The 16,863-nt window shown below is 43.7% G+C and carries 13 protein-coding genes and 3 tRNA genes; all 16 read left to right on the forward strand.

From position 1 onward, the window contains the following. Positions 1–2: 2 nt before the first annotated feature. The 16 genes from J5X94_RS09315 to J5X94_RS09390 all read left to right on the forward strand — a co-directional run bounded on the left by J5X94_RS09315 (position 3) and on the right by J5X94_RS09390 (position 16,837). Complete coding sequence (locus J5X94_RS09315; RefSeq protein WP_210541069.1) at positions 3–1,586, forward strand: McrC family protein; 1,584 nt, start codon at positions 3–5, stop codon at positions 1,584–1,586. 228 nt (positions 1,587–1,814) lie between these two features. Then, a tRNA-Pro gene (locus J5X94_RS09320) sits at positions 1,815–1,891 on the forward strand. 109 nt (positions 1,892–2,000) lie between these two features. Further along, positions 2,001–2,077, forward strand: a tRNA-Arg gene (locus tag J5X94_RS09325). A gap of 40 nt (positions 2,078–2,117) precedes the next feature. Beyond that, a tRNA-His gene (locus J5X94_RS09330) sits at positions 2,118–2,193 on the forward strand. Positions 2,194–2,842: 649 nt separating this feature from the next. Next, positions 2,843–3,778 (forward strand): helix-turn-helix domain-containing protein, encoded by a 936-nt coding sequence (locus J5X94_RS09335; protein ID WP_189583047.1) that lies wholly within the window; start codon positions 2,843–2,845, stop codon positions 3,776–3,778. A 328-nt stretch (positions 3,779–4,106) separates the two neighbouring features. Next, a complete protein-coding gene (locus J5X94_RS09340) occupies positions 4,107–5,171 on the forward strand; it encodes a hypothetical protein (protein WP_210541070.1) in 1,065 nt (354 codons plus the stop codon). 119 nt (positions 5,172–5,290) lie between these two features. Beyond that, positions 5,291–6,493, forward strand: a complete 1,203-nt coding sequence (gspF, locus tag J5X94_RS09345; RefSeq protein ID WP_010195833.1) for a type II secretion system inner membrane protein GspF — start codon at positions 5,291–5,293, stop codon at positions 6,491–6,493. A gap of 373 nt (positions 6,494–6,866) precedes the next feature. Beyond that, complete coding sequence (gene gspG, locus J5X94_RS09350) at positions 6,867–7,328, forward strand: type II secretion system major pseudopilin GspG (protein WP_210541185.1); 462 nt, start codon at positions 6,867–6,869, stop codon at positions 7,326–7,328. A gap of 671 nt (positions 7,329–7,999) precedes the next feature. After that, positions 8,000–8,575 (forward strand): protein-disulfide reductase DsbD N-terminal domain-containing protein, encoded by a 576-nt coding sequence (locus J5X94_RS09355; protein ID WP_210541071.1) that lies wholly within the window; start codon positions 8,000–8,002, stop codon positions 8,573–8,575. Positions 8,576–8,633: 58 nt separating this feature from the next. Beyond that, positions 8,634–10,826, forward strand: a complete 2,193-nt coding sequence (locus tag J5X94_RS09360; RefSeq protein WP_210541072.1) for a protein-disulfide reductase DsbD domain-containing protein — start codon at positions 8,634–8,636, stop codon at positions 10,824–10,826. A gap of 463 nt (positions 10,827–11,289) precedes the next feature. Continuing rightward, a complete protein-coding gene (locus J5X94_RS09365) occupies positions 11,290–12,726 on the forward strand; it encodes a phospholipase A (RefSeq protein WP_210541073.1) in 1,437 nt (478 codons plus the stop codon). Positions 12,727–12,753: 27 nt separating this feature from the next. Then, entirely contained in the window at positions 12,754–13,611 is an 858-nt protein-coding gene (locus tag J5X94_RS13920) for a ComF family protein (RefSeq protein WP_228293220.1), read from the forward strand. A gap of 281 nt (positions 13,612–13,892) precedes the next feature. After that, positions 13,893–14,399 (forward strand): pilus assembly FimT family protein, encoded by a 507-nt coding sequence (locus J5X94_RS09375; RefSeq protein WP_323128904.1) that lies wholly within the window; start codon positions 13,893–13,895, stop codon positions 14,397–14,399. Beyond that, a complete protein-coding gene (gene pilV, locus J5X94_RS09380) occupies positions 14,399–14,965 on the forward strand; it encodes a type IV pilus modification protein PilV (protein WP_210541074.1) in 567 nt (188 codons plus the stop codon). The genes J5X94_RS09375 and pilV overlap by 1 nt, the downstream gene beginning before the upstream one ends. Next, positions 14,965–15,960, forward strand: coding sequence for a PilW family protein (locus J5X94_RS09385; protein ID WP_210541075.1), 996 nt, complete (start codon positions 14,965–14,967; stop codon positions 15,958–15,960). The genes pilV and J5X94_RS09385 overlap by 1 nt, the downstream gene beginning before the upstream one ends. A 70-nt stretch (positions 15,961–16,030) precedes the next feature. Next, positions 16,031–16,837, forward strand: a complete 807-nt coding sequence (locus J5X94_RS09390) for a PilX N-terminal domain-containing pilus assembly protein (protein ID WP_228293221.1) — start codon at positions 16,031–16,033, stop codon at positions 16,835–16,837. The last annotated feature ends 26 nt before the right edge of the window (positions 16,838–16,863 follow it).

Genomic DNA, 16,863 nt, shown 5'->3' on the forward strand with positions numbered 1-16,863 from the left:
AAGTGTTCATCAATAGCGTCGCATATGCCCCTACGAATGGTACTGTCAATAACAGTATCGCCAACAACAGTATCGCCAGTAATGTTAATAGCACTACTATGAAGGCGCTTGATACCAATATCATGACGGTATTTGAGCATCAGCGTTTGATGGTTCATGATTTTTTGCAAGCGTCTGATTTTCAGTGGTTGATGGCGCAAGAGTTTGCCGTATTTACTATCAAACGCAAGCAGGGACAATGGCAGCTAAAGGTCGGGCATTATATTGGCATAGTGTTATTGCCCAGCGGTATGACGCTTGAGATTTTGCCCAAGATGATTGCCTCAGCGTCTACCAGTCGCACGCCACAGCAGCAGTTTTATGAATCTCATCAAAATAGCGCTAGCGATATCAGACAAGCCCGTCAATGGGTACAAAATATGCTGTCCGACTTGATTAATACCAGTAACCAATATCATAGCAAACTGCCCAATACAAAAAACTTAGGTCAATTTAACGCGCAGGTGACGCCGCTGCCGCTAAGCGCACCATCGTTGTCGGATTGGCTCGCACACCAGTTTTTACAGCGTTTGGCATATTATCAACCGACCCAGCATTATCAGGCTCAGGTGGACAACCAAGCAACGCTACAAGGTCGGCTGTTGATCAAAGAGCAACTGCGCCGCAATAGTGTACAACCGCACAAGTTCGCCTGTGAGCGCAGTGTGTTGAGCCAAGATATGCTGAGCAATCGCGTGATCAAGAGTGCATTGGTATGGCTGGCACCACTCCTACAAACAGCCATGCCGCCGAAATCCATACAGCTCTGGCAATCAGTGCATGCGCTTAATTACCATGAGCGGCAGCAACTAGAGTCGGTATATCAGCAAGCAAAGCGCCAACTAGCGCTGCAACCCCTGAGTCAACTACAAGCAAACGCCGCCCAGCAATTGCTAGATTTGGCTTATTGGCTATTGCAGCAGTCAAATATAGAGACAGGCAGCGGTCTTGATACCAACTTATCCTCTAATCAATCTTCATCACGACCACGTTTGTGTCTGCTGATTGATATGAATCAAGCTTTTGAGCAGTGGACAAGCCTACGTATCGCGTCGATGTTTGAGCAATTAAATTTAAATTATAATGCACTGCATCAAGCACAAAGTGTGTGGTTGAATGATGCAGAAGGGCAGGCCTGCTTATCTATCCGTCCGGATTTACTTATTTATCAGATGCCGAATAATGATATTCGTGAGGATAAAAGTGGTAGAAAAACTCCCTATAAAAATAGCCATGGCACGGCTAGCGCAAAAAAAACGCGTAACTACAGCCATGTGATCGACATAAAGTGGAAGCATCTGAGCTATTCAGGGGCGATCAGTGCCAGTGATGCCTATCAGTTGACCAGTTATGCGCAAGCGTATCAAGCAGGACAGGTATGGTTGGTCTATCCGGTGCAAGGCAATATCAGGCAACCGGTAGCACTCAGACAACAAGTTCAAGGAAGCAGCGATAGTGACAGCAATTCCTCAAACGTGGCAAAGCTGTGGCTTGTGCCTTTTGATGTCTTGAGTGGCACGTTGAACGGTAAGCTCCTGCAAGAATGATAGAGGCTATCATTGCTGTGTTTCACTAACCATGACTCGCAACGAAAAACGGCTATTCAAAACAATTTCAATAAAATTTGGTTAATTTATAAATTAATTGAAAATAGGTGTTGACAGCATCGTCTTTTCCCCTTAATATGTGCACCTCGATAGCGAGGAACATTAAGCAGTTAGCGGCATTGCCGATAACGAATTAATCAACTTAACTATCGTGATAATAGAGAATTTCGGAGTGTGGCGCAGTTTGGTAGCGCATCTGGTTTGGGACCAGAGGGTCGTAGGTTCGAATCCTATCACTCCGACCATCTATTTTAAGAGCCTTACAGGCTTTTTTTTATGTATAATGATATTGTTTTTGATGTTATAAGTTTCTAATATTATAAGCAGATCAAAATTTGTAAAAGTCCTTTAAGAGCGCCTGTAGCTCAGCTGGATAGAGCATCTCCCTTCTAAGGAGGTGGCCGCAGGTTCGAATCCTGCCAGGCGCACCATTTAGCCTGCAAATCTTGCCTTCCTTGGCAAATAGTTATGGCGGTTGTAGCTCAGTTGGTAGAGCCCCGGGTTGTGATCTCGGTTGTCGTGGGTTCGAGTCCCATCAGTCGCCCCATTTTATTTAATACTATTTTCTACTTATCTTATTTATAAATACTGATTGCCCTCGTTGGCATTTTTTTTCGTCTGCATTTTTTGTTTCTTAATTTTTTACTTCTTTATTTTTTCAATTCTCTGACCATTTTCTTCTGGTTAGACGATCGCGTGTCACCCCTTACTTTTCGCTCATGCCGTGTTGGTTTTTTAAATCACCAACGGACTTATTAGCCGCTAATTTTCTTATCAGCGTTTTGTCACCAATATTTTATGAGCACAGTTGATTTTGACAAAGCTTAATTTTGGCAGGGCTTAAGTTTGATAAGGCTTGGCTTTTATTTAGTCATATATCCCTACTTCTTTTAGGGTAAACTGCTCATTATTAAGTAAATATAAACTATTCATTAAAAATTTAGAATAATGATTTGATGGTATGGGTGAGGGTGGCTAATTTAGAGTACTGAGCCTTATTAATGTTGCTAATATTAAATATTTCTACAGAGGCAATAAAGGACGGTCTTTCTACAAATTCGGGTTCGATATGCGTTTAGCGTACGTATAACTTTAAGTGCAGTCCACGATAAGTGATTTCTCTTGTGTAATATCTCTTAGGTGGTTTATTTTGCAGGGTTAAGATCAACTGCCATAGATTATTGAGGAAGTCATTGATGGACGCACTGAGTGTATTGCTACAAAATGTGCATTTGTTTGAAACAAAATATTATCGTTTAAATGGTTCTGGTAATTGGTCGTACTCACTGACCAGAAAAGACACCATTCTATTTTATTTGGTGATGTCAGGTAGCTTTTGTATCGATGTGGGCAATGGCTTACGAGAGGCACATGCTGGCGACATCATCATGGTTCCCAATGCTTATCAACATGTCAGTTATGCGCTGAGTCATCATGGGAATGATGCCAAGCCGTTGGATGAGCTGCTCACTAATTGCAAAGACAATACGCTTGATATGATAAGTGATGGCGATGAGAAGTCGTCGTTGATACTGATTGAGTGCAAGTATGACAAAGAGATGGTTAATCCTTTATTGTCGGTGTTGCCATCGATATTGCCTGAGATCAATAATGACACCGATGGTCGGTTTGAGGTCATTGATGTAGAGATTAAACTTTTAACCTTAGAGTCTCAGCATGAGCGCATGGGCAAAACGGCAGTGATCAATCATTGGGCAAGTATTATGATGATTGAGTGTTTGCGCGTTTATATCGAAAGCATACCTGAGGCAACAGACAATTGGTTAAAGGCGATGAAAGATCCGTTTTTAACCAAAGCGCTAGCCGCGATGCATAATGCACCGAGCCAAAATTGGACGATTCTGACGCTTGCTGAGGTCGCTGGCATGTCACGCTCCAGCTTTGCTCAGCGCTTTAAAGACACTGTCGGTATGCCGCCACTGACCTACTTAATTGATTATCGCTTGCGTTTGGCCGCCCGTTATTTACGTTTGCAGCAAAACAGTATCAGCCGTATCAGTGAGCTGGTCGGTTATGCGTCGGACTCGACCTTTAGCCAAGCCTTTAAGCGCGTCTACGGGGTGTCGCCAAAAGCGTATCGCCAACAGTACCAAAGACAGCTGCTGGCTTAGTGTCTGACAGCGTCTTTAATCCCATCACAAAACATCATCGCAAAAATACCCTCGTAAAGCGTTAAGGTTGAATATTCGACCTTAACGCTTTTTTTGTTTTATATATGCTTGAATACTGAATATTCTCACTCGATAACGAAACCTAAATGGCGTTATTTGATTAAGAGTCTTTTGCTGCTGTAAAGCTGACAATGCGCTTAGGTTCAGGTACTATGGAGTGATGAGTCGCCTAGGTGCGACCACTTGCTTCTAGCGCTTTATATCTTACTGTCTGGCAGTGATATCTGGTGACTCAAGCGATGTTTATTTTTGAAGCTGATGGTGTGTTATGACTGAACCGACCGCAAAACCAACTGCAAAATCGTATGACCAAAAAGGCGCTTCTACGTTTGCCAAAAATAGCAGCAGTATCGATAAAAATGATATCGGACACAATCAGCCTCTGTCAGAAGATAAGCTAAAAAATAAGGTAGCGATTTTGCCTAATAAAGCAGCGTTGTTGGCATTATTCACCTTGCCCACTTCTGAAAATGTAGGGAGTGAAAGCGCAAGGATTGACAGCACAGGTATCGAAAACGCAGAGATTGAAAAATTTGCTGTCAACGAAACCAATATTGCCGAGCAGCGTGTGGCACTCTATCGTGCCCAGCACGAACGTACGCGTCTACTTTATATGGCGTCTGCCGCCACGCGACCCACTTATTTGGTGCAAACACTAAAAGCACAGTTCACCGAATATCAACAGTATTTACTCGCACAGCAGCTTGATAAGCGCGGTCTAATGGATACCGATGCGCTTGAAAGGCTTTGGCAGCAGCTGCATGTGGTCGATGATATTATCGCAGATATCGTGCGCCATATGCCCGCACAGCAGCCAGCTGGCTGGCAGCTAACCATGCAGGATGGTCACAATCCATTGCGTTTCGCAACGGTTGGCAAGCTTAAACACGGCAAGCCTATCTTAGAGCAAGCCAGCCTCAACAGTTATGTACTCAGTCACTTTGGCGTCAGCAGTTTTACCTATGACCGTGGCTATTACATCGGTCATGTCGTCGGCTATTTATTCAGTTGTTATTTTTGCGCCCATTTGTCTGTTAGCTATAGCGTGACGTCGCTTGGTCAGCAGGTCGTTGCCGATTATGAGTATGCCAGTCTTGAAACCCCGCATATGGTGCGGTTGCTACAAGGCTTGGACAGTTATTGTAAAAAACGTATCTATCAGCTGGCAGTCATCTGTGCGCGGCTTAGTGTTTTCGCCAGTGACAAACGCATTGAGAGAATGTTGATCGCTGAAGTGAATGATTTTGATAAAAAATTGCAACAGCAGCATCTGGATGTTTTATTATTACAAGGCTTGATGCCTGATAATAACGACTCAACGCCCCTGTTTTAAGTGGTTTTTTATCTAAGCCAGCCGTTATTTAAGCATTGATATTTACGCACTGATATTTACGCACTGATATTTACGCACTAATCCAACCCTTTTTTGACTACTTTAGGATATCCGCTGCTATGCCCGCTTATCATTATAAAGCGCTCGACGACCACGGCGGTGTCCAAAAAGGCTTACTTGAAGGGGATTCTGCGCGACAAGTACGCCAGCAGCTGCGCGATAAGCAGTGGACACCCGTTGAGGTCAGTGCGGTCAATGACAGACAAAATCAACATAAAAGCCGTTATAAAAAACCATCGGCTTATGAGTTGGCGCTGCTCACCCGTCAATTATCAGTATTACTCGCGGCTGGTATTCCGCTTGAAGAAACGCTGGCCGCCGTCGCCAAGCAATCGCCAAAAACCCATATCAAATCCTTAATGCTTGCCGTGCGTTCGCATGTTTTAGAGGGCTTGAGCCTCGCCCGTGCGTTGCAGCAAGCGGCCAGTTTTCCACCGTTATATATCGCTACCATTGCTGCTGGGGAAAAATCCGGTCATTTGGATTTGATCCTGAATCAGCTGGCAGACTACACCGAAAACCGTTTTGCGCTGCAAAAGAAAATCCAAGGTGCGATGGTTTATCCGATTGTGCTAATGGTAATGGCAGTCGGGGTAATCATGGGTTTGATGAGCTTCGTGGTGCCCAAAATCGTCAAGGTTTTTGAGCAGTCTGAGCAAGCACTACCTTTGATTACCCAAATCGTGCTTAGCCTATCGAACATCATTACCCAGTGGTGGTGGCTGATGCTGCTAGTACTGTCAGGGACGGCGTTTTTGTTTTATCGCTTTGCCCAGACACAAGCAGGTAAGCTGACGATAGATAGTGTCGTGCTGAGACTGCCGATATTGGCACGATTATCAAAAGGTCTGAATGCCGCGCGCTTTGCCAGCACCCTTGCGATATTGGTGCGCTCAGGCGTACCGCTGATTGAGGCACTACACATTGGCGCTGCCGTTGCGACCAACTTGCATATTCAAAAAACCATTATCACTGCTGCCGATAGGGTGACAGAAGGCTCAAGCTTATCCAGTCAGTTAGAAAAATCCTCATACTTTCCGCCGATGATGGTACAGATGATCAAAAGTGGCGAGAACTCAGGCGAGCTTGAAAACATGCTCAGCCGCGCGGCCAATATGCAAGAAGCGGAAGCCACCAACTTTATTAGTACTTTGCTGTCATTACTTGAGCCTTTGATGTTAGTGTTGATGGGTGTGGTGGTCATGATTATTGTGATGGCAGTGATGCTACCGATTGTGAATATGAATGATTTGGCAGGCTAGCCAATATCTTTCTAAACCTTGCGCCAGCTTTCTTAAGATTTGCTTACTGTTGTATATTGTTGACTGAGCCACATTTTTGCTATGGCAAACTCAAGCACCACGCTATAGTGAAAGCAGGTCAAAATTATGCTCATCAATGTCAGCCGTTACTGAATACTGGCTGTGATGACAATATGAGCGCAGCGCTGGATAAAAATAAAACCATGGTTTATAGTGATAATCGTCTCAAGACTAATCAATACAACTTGACTGCCATTTTACGATTTAAATTACTCTGATCCCAAAAGCGATGATAAAAGCGATGACTATGATTGACAACCTTCAAGGAAAGACGGTGCCGCAACGTGAGATAAACCAAGCTCCTTCCGATACCATGGGTGAGCAAACGCCATTATCGGTGCAGCGCCGTCCAGCAAATGCGCATTACCAGTCAGGATTTACCCTTATTGAGATTATGGTCGTCATCGTGATCTTGGCGATTCTTGCTGGTTTGGTGGTGCCAAAAGTGGTTGGGCAAAGCGATAAAGCGCGTGTCAAAACCACTGAAACCGCACTAGCGACCGTATCGAATGCCCTTGATATGTATAAGGTGGACAACTCACGCTATCCGACCACTGCGCAAGGTCTTGATGCTCTGACGACACCGCCTGCGGATGCTAAAAACTATCCTGATGGTGGCTATATCAAAGGTGGCTATCCAACCGATGGTTGGGAGAGTGAGATGCAATATGTGGCACCAGGTAATCAAGGTCGCCCTTATGATTTATTCTCGTTAGGGGCAGATGGTCAGCAGGGCGGTGAAGGTCAAGATGCTGATATTTATGCCAAGTTATAAAACAATATAGTGCTACTGACAATAAAAAATAGCTGGTAGCGGTTTTAAAAAACAGGATCTACGACCTCACGGTTAATGATCGATGTATATCAATCAATAAGGCATTATTGGTTGATATTTTTTATGCATTGGTCAAAAAAATCCGACGTTATTTCGATATATAGTCAACTTAAAATAGAATCGATAGGTTAGGGTGTGTTGAACATTCAACTATTAGGGCTGCTGATTGCTAAAATTGCACCAAACACTTTATCAAATCAGGCGCAAACCGACGATAATGTCGAGACCTTAGCTAGGCTTGCAACAACGTTTGGGGTGATTTTGGCATCAGCCTTTCAGGGCAGGACTATTTTTTGCCAATATATGGCGAAATTTTTTAACCTAGAATGACTAGGCATCAAAAATTTCACTGCATATTGTTTAAAAAATAGTCACTGCCAGCACCACATTTGAATGTTCAACACGCCCTAATAGTTATGTGCGACTGGTATAAATTTCGCTTGCTTGCTGCTATCACAGAGGCTACGAAAAAATCATCCCAGTCGCGCTGTATTTTTTTAAAGCAATTCCACTATAAGTCGATAGGTTCAGCGCTAATCGTAACGCTGGGTTTTGAGCGCTAACCCAGCCAACTTCTAAACATTGAAAGCAGCAATCAAAGGTAGACAACCATGCCAATTAATACGCCATTCTCCAAAATGCTAATAAGCAAAGTACTAACTATCAAAGCTACTGCGAAAAAACCTTGTTTATTGTCTTTCGTTTTGTTGGGTAGTACGCTACTGACAGCGACTTCCATGACGGTACAAGCAGCAGGATTGAGTGACTTGTTTAGTAATAACAACAGTGCCTCACAGTCGAAGTTTTTGCCAGTCGATCAAGCCTTTCAAGTTATCAGCAGTACCAAAGCCACCTCTAAAGGCACGCGTTTATCGATCGCTTTTGAGATTACTCCGGGTCATTATGTCTATAAAGATAAGCTCACTTTACGTTTTCCTAAGGGAGTGAGCGCCACGCCGTTTACGTTTAATCAGTCACCTGTCTCAATCGATGATCCAACTTTTGGCAAGGTACCTGTATTTACGCAAAGGAGTGTGATCGCAACCACGACTCTGATTACCAGCAATGGCAAAGGCGCCAAGAATGTGCCCGTTATTATCGGTTGGCAAGGGTGTGCAACAGCAGGATTATGCTATCCGCCAGAAAAAGTTAAAACGAAGATAAACATTGCTGCGACACGCAGATAACACGCAGACAAACAGCAAGCAGGTTGATTCAAATATCGGTAATAATAGGTAGCCATTCATGTCCATCAAGACATTACGAAAATCCTCATCATTCAGCGCCACCACTCGTCAAAGAAAATCATATGTCTTAGCGCTTGCTATCGCTAGTGGTTCATTACTTACCGGTCTGGCAGCGACCTCGATGACGGTGCAAGCGGCAGGGCTTAGCGACCTCTTTAGTAGCGATAAAAGTGCTGGGCAGTCAAAATTTTTGCCAGTCAATCAGGCGTTTCAAGTCAGTACTGATAGTACACCTACCAAATCTGGTACGCGTTTATCAATTAATTTTGATATCACTCCTGAGCATTACGTCTACAAGAAGCAAATTAAGCTCACGCTACCTGCGGGTGTGACGGCCGCGCCTTTCACCTTTAGCCAAACACCCTATTCAATGGATGATCCAACTTTTGGCAAGGTGTTGGTGTTTGACCAAGCAAACATGATTGCTACCACCACATTGACGAATAATAGTGGCAAAAATATAGATAACGCCGCTATTGTCGTCGGCTGGCAGGGCTGTGCGAAAGCTGGACTATGCTACCCACCTGAAAAGATTAATACGACTGTCGATATTGTAGCCACATCGGCACAAATAACGGCAGATAATGCTAGTGCTTCGAACAAAGAGGCTGCGTCTAATGGCTCTACTGCAAACAACAGTCCTGCGAGTACAACCAATTCAACTATAAACTCTAACACGACATCAGAAGATACTGCTGCAACTGATCTTGAGAATGCTTTGCCTGATAAAGAGCAAGCACTGACAGACGATGGTGCTATTGATTATGATCTGATTGATGATAGCGCTTTAGAGTATGACTCTTTGGGTGGTAGTGCTGCGGCGAATACGCTCTCTGGAGCAGATAGCAACGTATCGGGTGAGGCGACCAACAGCGACAACGTATTATCTAATAACTTTATCGACAACGATCCTTTTGGTTTGGCGAGCCATCCTTGGCTAGCATTTGGCTTGCTATTTTTAGCAGGTTTGGGTTTGGCATTGACACCTTGCGTGCTGCCAATGTTGCCCATCGTTGCTAACATCGTTGCCCGTCAGAAAAATCCAACAGTCAAAAAAGGCGTGATTCTAACGACCAGCTATGCAATAGGGGTCTCTATTGCCTACGGTATCTTGGGCGCAGTGATTGCTGTCTTTGGTGAGTCATTAGGTATCATCGGTTGGCTACAAAACCCCATTATCTTAATCAGCTTTGCTATTGTATTCGTTTTGCTAGCACTCTATATGCTCGGTGTCTTTACGATTCGTTTACCGCGCGCCATTACCAGTAAAATGCAAGGTTTAAGTCAAGCAGGTGATAGCAAGTTGGGCAGTACGGGTGGTAGTTTGGTTGCTGGTTTCTTATCAGCCTTAGTGGTATCGCCTTGTGTCTCTGCACCATTGTTCGGGGCATTACTGGCCGTCTCGACCATCGGTAGTCCGCTATTAGGGTTTGCCGCATTATTTATGCTGGGCTTTGGGTTGTCCGCACCGCTGATCCTAATTGGGGCAACGCAAGGCAAAATCATGCCAAAAGCTGGCGAGTGGATGAATTGGGTCAAGCTGGGTTTTTCTTTATTGTTATTCGCCGTGGCATTGTTAATGATTGAGCGCGTCTTTATCTCACCAGTCATGCTATTGGTCTGGGCGCTATGGTTTATGGTCGTGGCGACATGGGCATGGAGCTGGATAGGCAAGGGTCGTATGCTGACCCAAGCATTGGGGTTGATTGCAGGTATTTGGGCGACGACACTGGTTATCGGTGCAGCGTTGGGTAACGATGATAGTCTGCATCCACTGGCCTCACTAACTTCCCCTATGATGGCGCAAACGACTGGCCAGACGACTGGCGTGAATAATGCCAGTAGCAATGCTAATGATGTGCGCATTACCACTCTTGCGGAGCTGGATGTGATTACCGCGGCTAATCCTAAAGTGATTATTGATGTCACTGCCGAATGGTGTATTGAGTGCCGTATTATGGACAAAAACCTATTCCACAATCGTCCGATACAGATGCAGGATTGGCAATTGGTGCGCTTAGATATCACGGAAACCACGGATGCTTCAAAAGCTATCTTGGCACGTTATCAATTGTTTGGTCCACCGACGCTATTGTATTATCAAGACGGTCAATTGGTGAATAAGCAAGTCGGTGAAATCGGTCGTCAAGAGTTTGAGCAAACATTGACGGAATTGAATAAGACAAAGTAGATGTGATGCTCTAAAGAACGATCAATTTAACTAAAAAATACATCCAAAGAGTACATCGATGAGCCAGCGTCTCCCTCAGCCGAATAAGCTGAGGGAGACGCTGGTTTTTTTATACCGATTTCTTAATATATGTTCAGTGATTTATCTTTTAACAATGACCGCATTTACTATTTAAGAGAAGGATTTGTCATTATGGCTGTTAAGTCATTATTAATTGAGTCTATGCTAGATTAAGTCTTGATAACGCTAGTATAATGGCAGTAATTTTATTACAATAACGCAACAATGTTCAAGCAGCAATGCTATGGCCGATGGCTACCAAAACTGGTTATGAGCGACACGCCCCAATAATTTTCAATCACATATCTATATCACTGACGACCAACTTTAGCTTAGCTATTATTGATGCTACCTGCATTAGACAATCTACTGGCTTCAATGCCAATCATGACAAAGGACACTTATGTTTGCTCTTCTTACACCCCAGCATCAGACTCGAAGCCTTATGGCTTTAGGGTTTGGGTCAAAGACTCAGCTGAGCATCGCTATGGGTATCGCTTTAAGCTGTACGGCTTTGCAAGCACAAGCGGCGAATGACGGTCAGGTTTATAATGAGATACCTGTTGCAGAAGCTATGCTTGAATATGACAATGACAACTCTCCACAAGTGGTTTACGAACGTCTAAAAAACCCTAATACGCCTATTGATCGTAGTAAGCTGCCGAGTAATGACTTTGTCGCCAAGCAGGCGAAGTTGTTTTTTGAATGTACGCAAGTACAGACCAGTTCTGCCCGTCTGGCCTGCTTCGATAAGGTAGCTGAGCAAGGCGAAACGCCAAGCTACACGAGCACCAAACAACCGCTAGATTTGGCAAAAACCTTCAAATCGACCATTTCAGGTAACCCGCAAGTCGTCTTTGCTGAAGAGAATACCACGAGTATTGTGCAGGCTAATAACACCGATATAGGTTTACTGGCCAATCAGTCAGATTCTACTGAGAGCTTAGATACCGTTGGACTGACGCAAAGAGAAGCAGAAGTCTTAGAAAACGTAGGCGTCACGCAAGGCGATATCGAAAAGTATACGCCGCTTAGTTTGTCTTATGACCTTGATAAGAACAGCGAGCGTGGTACTTGGACGGTCAGACCTTATCGACCAACCTACGTGTTACCGCTATTTTATACGTCTGATCCCAATTTAAATCCAGGGACACCGTCTCAAGAAACAGAGTCTTTGTCTGCAAATGACATACGTGAGACTGAGCTGAAGTTTCAGTTGTCTTTAAAGACTAAAGTTGCTCAAGATTTATTCGATACCAGTGCAGATTTGTGGTTTGGTTATACACAAGAGTCGCATTGGCAGGTTTATAACGAAGATAACTCTCGCCCATTCCGCGCGACTGATTATCAGCCTGAAATATTTTTGACCCAACCAGTAGCAGCTGACCTACCTTTTGGTGGCCGTCTACGTATGTTAGGTGTCGGTGCTATTCACCATTCTAATGGACAAGACGATCCGTTATCACGCTCATGGAATCGTGCTTATTTGATGGCCGGTGCGGAGTGGGGTAAGCTTTCAGTTATACCGCGCCTATGGGCTCGCGTGAACAGCGATAATAGCAGCGATGATGACAATCCAGATATCGAAGACTATATGGGTTATGGCGATATCAAGTTCTTGTATGATTTGCCTGATCAGCAGAGCCTTAGTGGTACCCTGCGTTATAATCCAAGCACTAACAAGGGCGCTGCACAAATCGACTATATCTATCCGTTGTCAGAAAACGTCAATGGTATGGTGCAGTTGTTCCAAGGTTATGGCGAGTCTATCATCGACTATAATCATGAAAACACGTCTATTGGCTTTGGTATCGTACTTAATGACTGGAAGGGTTTTTAGTATCAATACTCATCCTAAACCTAAAGCATGTATCGCTTAGCACCTTATCAAACCGGACTATGGCTGGCAGAGTATCTGAGTATACGTTGCCAGTTATGCCGTGTTCACCAAAGCGTGCCACAATCTCAGCTGATACAAGACCAGCCAAAAAAATCCCAAATAGTAGAGTCACAGTACTCATCAAATACTGTTAATTCTATATCTAGTTCTTTGCCTAACAATCATTCGGTTGTTGCCAATCTGCGCCATTTCTTTGATAAGCGTTTAAATAGCGGTCTGCTCTGTCCGCATTGTCATCACAGCATAAGCTGGTTACCCAAACCATTTCAGGTAGACATTGCAGCTGGTAATACATTATCTATCCAAGCAGCGACCTATTACGATTATCCGATACGCCAAGCGATTCGTGCGTTTAAGCATCACGAAGATATGACCAAGCTGCCACTATTGCTACACGCTTTGCGTCAACTCCCACGCCCGCACGGCTGTCATCACGACAACAGCGTAATTGTCGCCATGCCAACCACCAATCAGCGTTTGATAAAACGTGGCTTTGACCCCGTTAGTATTTTATCAGCGCACCTATCCAAACATTGGCAAATACCGCTATGGCATGGGGTGCAGCGTATAGATGACACTATCAGTCAGCAAGGACTGACGCGTGCTGAACGCTTGAGTAATTTAGACAACGCTTTTGCATTAATTGAAAGTCCACCTGCTAAGCGCTTGATATTATTTGATGATGTCGCCACCACCGGTGCTAGTCTGCAAGCGCTAGGGCGTGCATTACATAGCTTGTCTGGCATTACCTCCCTCAATAACGCTCCAACCTCTCATAAATATCCTCTTATTGCTTATGCTCTAGCGCATGGTAGTCAGTCATAGAATTATTCTCATTCGATTGATGGCTACTATTATGTTGCTAATGTGTTACCTTATCGCTATATTATGAATATACTCTAGCTAAATTTGTTGTTTCTCTGTGCATTGCGTTATAGCTGTTACTACAACACTATTTATGAATGAAAATGGAATAGAAATTGCAAGAGAACTGTACAAATTATTAAAGATATTAGATGAGCGGCACAGACTTTACCACCATAAAAACTAGGTGCTCAGCACCATTAAGAAACTAGGGCTGCATACAGCCATAAATAGGATTTGATGTGAACGCATCTGCGAAAAATCTACCATACCCTTTACGAATGACCAGCTCAGGATTTACCCTGATTGAGCTGATGGTAACGATAGCTGTGCTTGCCATTATTGTCAGTATTGCAGCACCTAATATCAGTAATCAGTTGGCCAATCAGCGAGTAAAGTCGACTGCGGCTACTATTGCTAATGCATTAAAGGAAGCCAAGGTTGAGAGTATTGTCCGTCGTCAGAATGTAACGGTTGTATATACTGACACCAGTACATCTAAAACGATTAAATTGCGCGCCAATAATACCGATATATTTAGTTATAATATTAGTGATAAGAGCACTGTTACCCAAACTATTACCCCGTCTACTGTAACCAGTATTGCTTTTCAACCAAACAAAAAAATAGTTGGTGGTGCTACAGTAGTATACACCATCTGTGATAGCGGCTCTAACAGTGAGACGCCCAAACAAGTAAAACTTACTAATATTGCTAACGTTAATACTATAAGTGCTGGGAGCTGTTAATGAAGATTGGAGCCACACAGGCAGGTGTAGGATTAATAGAGGTGATGGTGGCATTACTATTGCTGGCTGTGGCTGTGTTAGGGTTCAGCGCCATGCAAATGTCAGCGATAAAAGCGACCGACGAAAGCCTTATGCGTACTCGCTCTTTAGCTATCATGCGAGGTGGAGCAGAGGCTATGCGTGCTAATCCTGGCGGTATTGCTGCTTTCAAAGCAGCGATAAATGGCTCTTCAGACGCTATTAGTATTGATGGAGGAAGCATAACAAAAGACAACTGTATAACAAATGCAACTACGGCACCCACCGCCGCGCAGACCTGCACGATCAACCAAATGGCAACGCGTGATGGATTATTATTAAAATCATATGCAAGCGCCAATGATATTAATATAGGCATGGTTCCCAACGGCTGTCCAGGCACATCAGGCAAGCAAGAGTTACAGTGTTTCGTGGCCAGCTGGGGTGATACGAAAGTTACATTAGATGATACTGCATCTGATGCTTGTGCCAATGCAAATGGCAGTTATAAAAATGGCGCAGAGTGCTTTATTATGGAGGCATACTGATGTCATATAATCATCAAAAAATAAATCTGAATAATCGTCAGGTAGGTTTCACCTTAATAGAGTTGATGATTTCTTTGGTACTCGGTTTAATCGTGTCTGCAGCCGTCATCCAAGTATATTTAATAAATGTAAAAACAAGTAGTATTCAGTCCAGTGGTAGCGAATTACAAGATGCGAGCGTATTTGGGTTACAGCAATTAGAAAAAAGCATTCGCTTAGCCAATCTTGGTAACCCAACCACTAGAATTGATGGCACTACGCCTAATGGTGGTATTGTTTTAACAGGTCTTAATATTGGCATTCCGATTACACCTACTCCTTATCCTAATACGGGGTATCTAACGAGACGCGCAGGAGATGCTACTGTTGGTACTAATGGTTGGTCAGGTATATCCAATACCAATACCAATAGCGATCAGTTGACTATTCAATATACCAACATCACAGGCTCTCCAATGACAGATTGCGAAGGTGCAGGTGCGGCTGTTAATGACATTGTCATTGAGCGTTATTTCTTACGTAAGGCAACCGGGGATACCAGTACTGGTGCTATCAAAGACTTAGTATTGGCATGTGATGCAGGGCGCGTTAATACCGCTGGTGGAATAGTCATTGTGACTCCATCAAGTGATTCACGTAATTTTGGTCAAGCAGGGCAAGAGTTTATTGTCAATGTCGATCAGTTTAAAGTGCTATTGGGTATACAGTACACAACTGGCGCTAATGCAGGAAGAATGATTTATTTACCGAGTAGTGCTTATCTGAATATAACGGCTGACACACCAGTAGTAACTGCTGTTAAGGCTGGTTTAATTGTTCATGGTAGTACACCTGTTATAGGAAGTGCTGAACAGTCTGAATTTGCTTTGTTAGGGCAATTACCAGCAGATAATAAGCTAAAGACAGATGCTAGCAGTACAAAGAAAGTTCGGACCACCTATCAAACCACAACGTTATTGCGTAACGCTCGTGTCGTAAATCTAACTAGCCCATAGCATATTGGTAAGGAGACTCAAAGTGATTCGATACCGCGATTTATCAAGTTCGACACGAAAAGATATCAATATGGCATATCGGAGCACCGAGAGAGGTGCGACGTTGATAGTGGTCTTGTTATTTTTAGTGCTTATTATGCTAGCAGGTGCAATAGCAGTTAGACAAAGCACGACAGATCTTAAAGTGGCGACCAGTGACCAAATCAACACTGTATTACTCCAATCAGCAGATAGTGCCAACCAAAAGCTAGAGGTGATGGTGAACGGGAGCGCAGACTCCACTGGGTACAGAGATGTAACGAGTGCTACAGGAGCACTGGGTCATTTTTTATTATTTGAAGAGAATAAAATTAATGAGTTTATTTATTGCTTTAATCCTCGGACACAAAGCTATCTAACAAACAGTGCGACTGTTAGAGCACCTCTTGGCGGATATGTGGATGGATTGAATAATGGTGTTTGTGATTATACCGATGCAGCTGATTATACCAGTGCTAGACAAGCCGTCATGACGCAGATGAGTATTACAGTTACGCCTCCTAGTGCCAATGCAAAGCCGTTTGAATCTGTTGTTCTTGGCAAAGAGATTGAGGATAGAACCAGTAAGAAGTATCAGTTCGATATCAGACCGACTTCTTCGCTCCCCGCTTATAGTGAACCAAAATCAGGTGCTGATAAATGTTTTGAGCAAACCAGCATTTCCTCCAACGTAGCTGCTGGGAAAAAATCATTAAATGGCTGTCTGTTAGCGGCTAACACACCTAGCAAAACGCTGTATGAGCAAGCGGATGTCGAAAACCTTTCTTCTTCTACCAAATGTTATCCGTTCGGCAAAGGGACACTAAATCCGCTATGTGTACTAGCTACAACGCCTTAACTTGCTTATTCATTACACCGATATAA

The organism is Psychrobacter sp. K31L (assembly GCF_017942195.1).
In the GTDB taxonomy this organism is placed as follows: Bacteria; Pseudomonadota; Gammaproteobacteria; order Pseudomonadales; family Moraxellaceae; genus Psychrobacter; species Psychrobacter glaciei.

What these genes read in the sequence shown, in the direction of transcription:
- J5X94_RS09335 (WP_189583047.1), top strand. Translation starts at nt 2,843, where the DNA reads ATGGACGCACTGAGTGTATTGCTACAAAATGTGCATTTGTTTGAAACA.
- J5X94_RS09340 (WP_210541070.1), top strand. Translation starts at nt 4,107, where the DNA reads ATGACTGAACCGACCGCAAAACCAACTGCAAAATCGTATGACCAAAAA.
- gspF (WP_010195833.1), top strand. Translation starts at nt 5,291, where the DNA reads ATGCCCGCTTATCATTATAAAGCGCTCGACGACCACGGCGGTGTCCAA.
- gspG (WP_210541185.1), top strand. Translation starts at nt 6,867, where the DNA reads ATGGGTGAGCAAACGCCATTATCGGTGCAGCGCCGTCCAGCAAATGCG.
- J5X94_RS09355 (WP_210541071.1), top strand. Translation starts at nt 8,000, where the DNA reads ATGCCAATTAATACGCCATTCTCCAAAATGCTAATAAGCAAAGTACTA.
- J5X94_RS09360 (WP_210541072.1), top strand. Translation starts at nt 8,634, where the DNA reads ATGTCCATCAAGACATTACGAAAATCCTCATCATTCAGCGCCACCACT.
- J5X94_RS09365 (WP_210541073.1), top strand. Translation starts at nt 11,290, where the DNA reads ATGTTTGCTCTTCTTACACCCCAGCATCAGACTCGAAGCCTTATGGCT.
- J5X94_RS13920 (WP_228293220.1), top strand. Translation starts at nt 12,754, where the DNA reads ATGTATCGCTTAGCACCTTATCAAACCGGACTATGGCTGGCAGAGTAT.
- pilV (WP_210541074.1), top strand. Translation starts at nt 14,399, where the DNA reads ATGAAGATTGGAGCCACACAGGCAGGTGTAGGATTAATAGAGGTGATG.
- J5X94_RS09385 (WP_210541075.1), top strand. Translation starts at nt 14,965, where the DNA reads ATGTCATATAATCATCAAAAAATAAATCTGAATAATCGTCAGGTAGGT.
- J5X94_RS09390 (WP_228293221.1), top strand. Translation starts at nt 16,031, where the DNA reads ATGGCATATCGGAGCACCGAGAGAGGTGCGACGTTGATAGTGGTCTTG.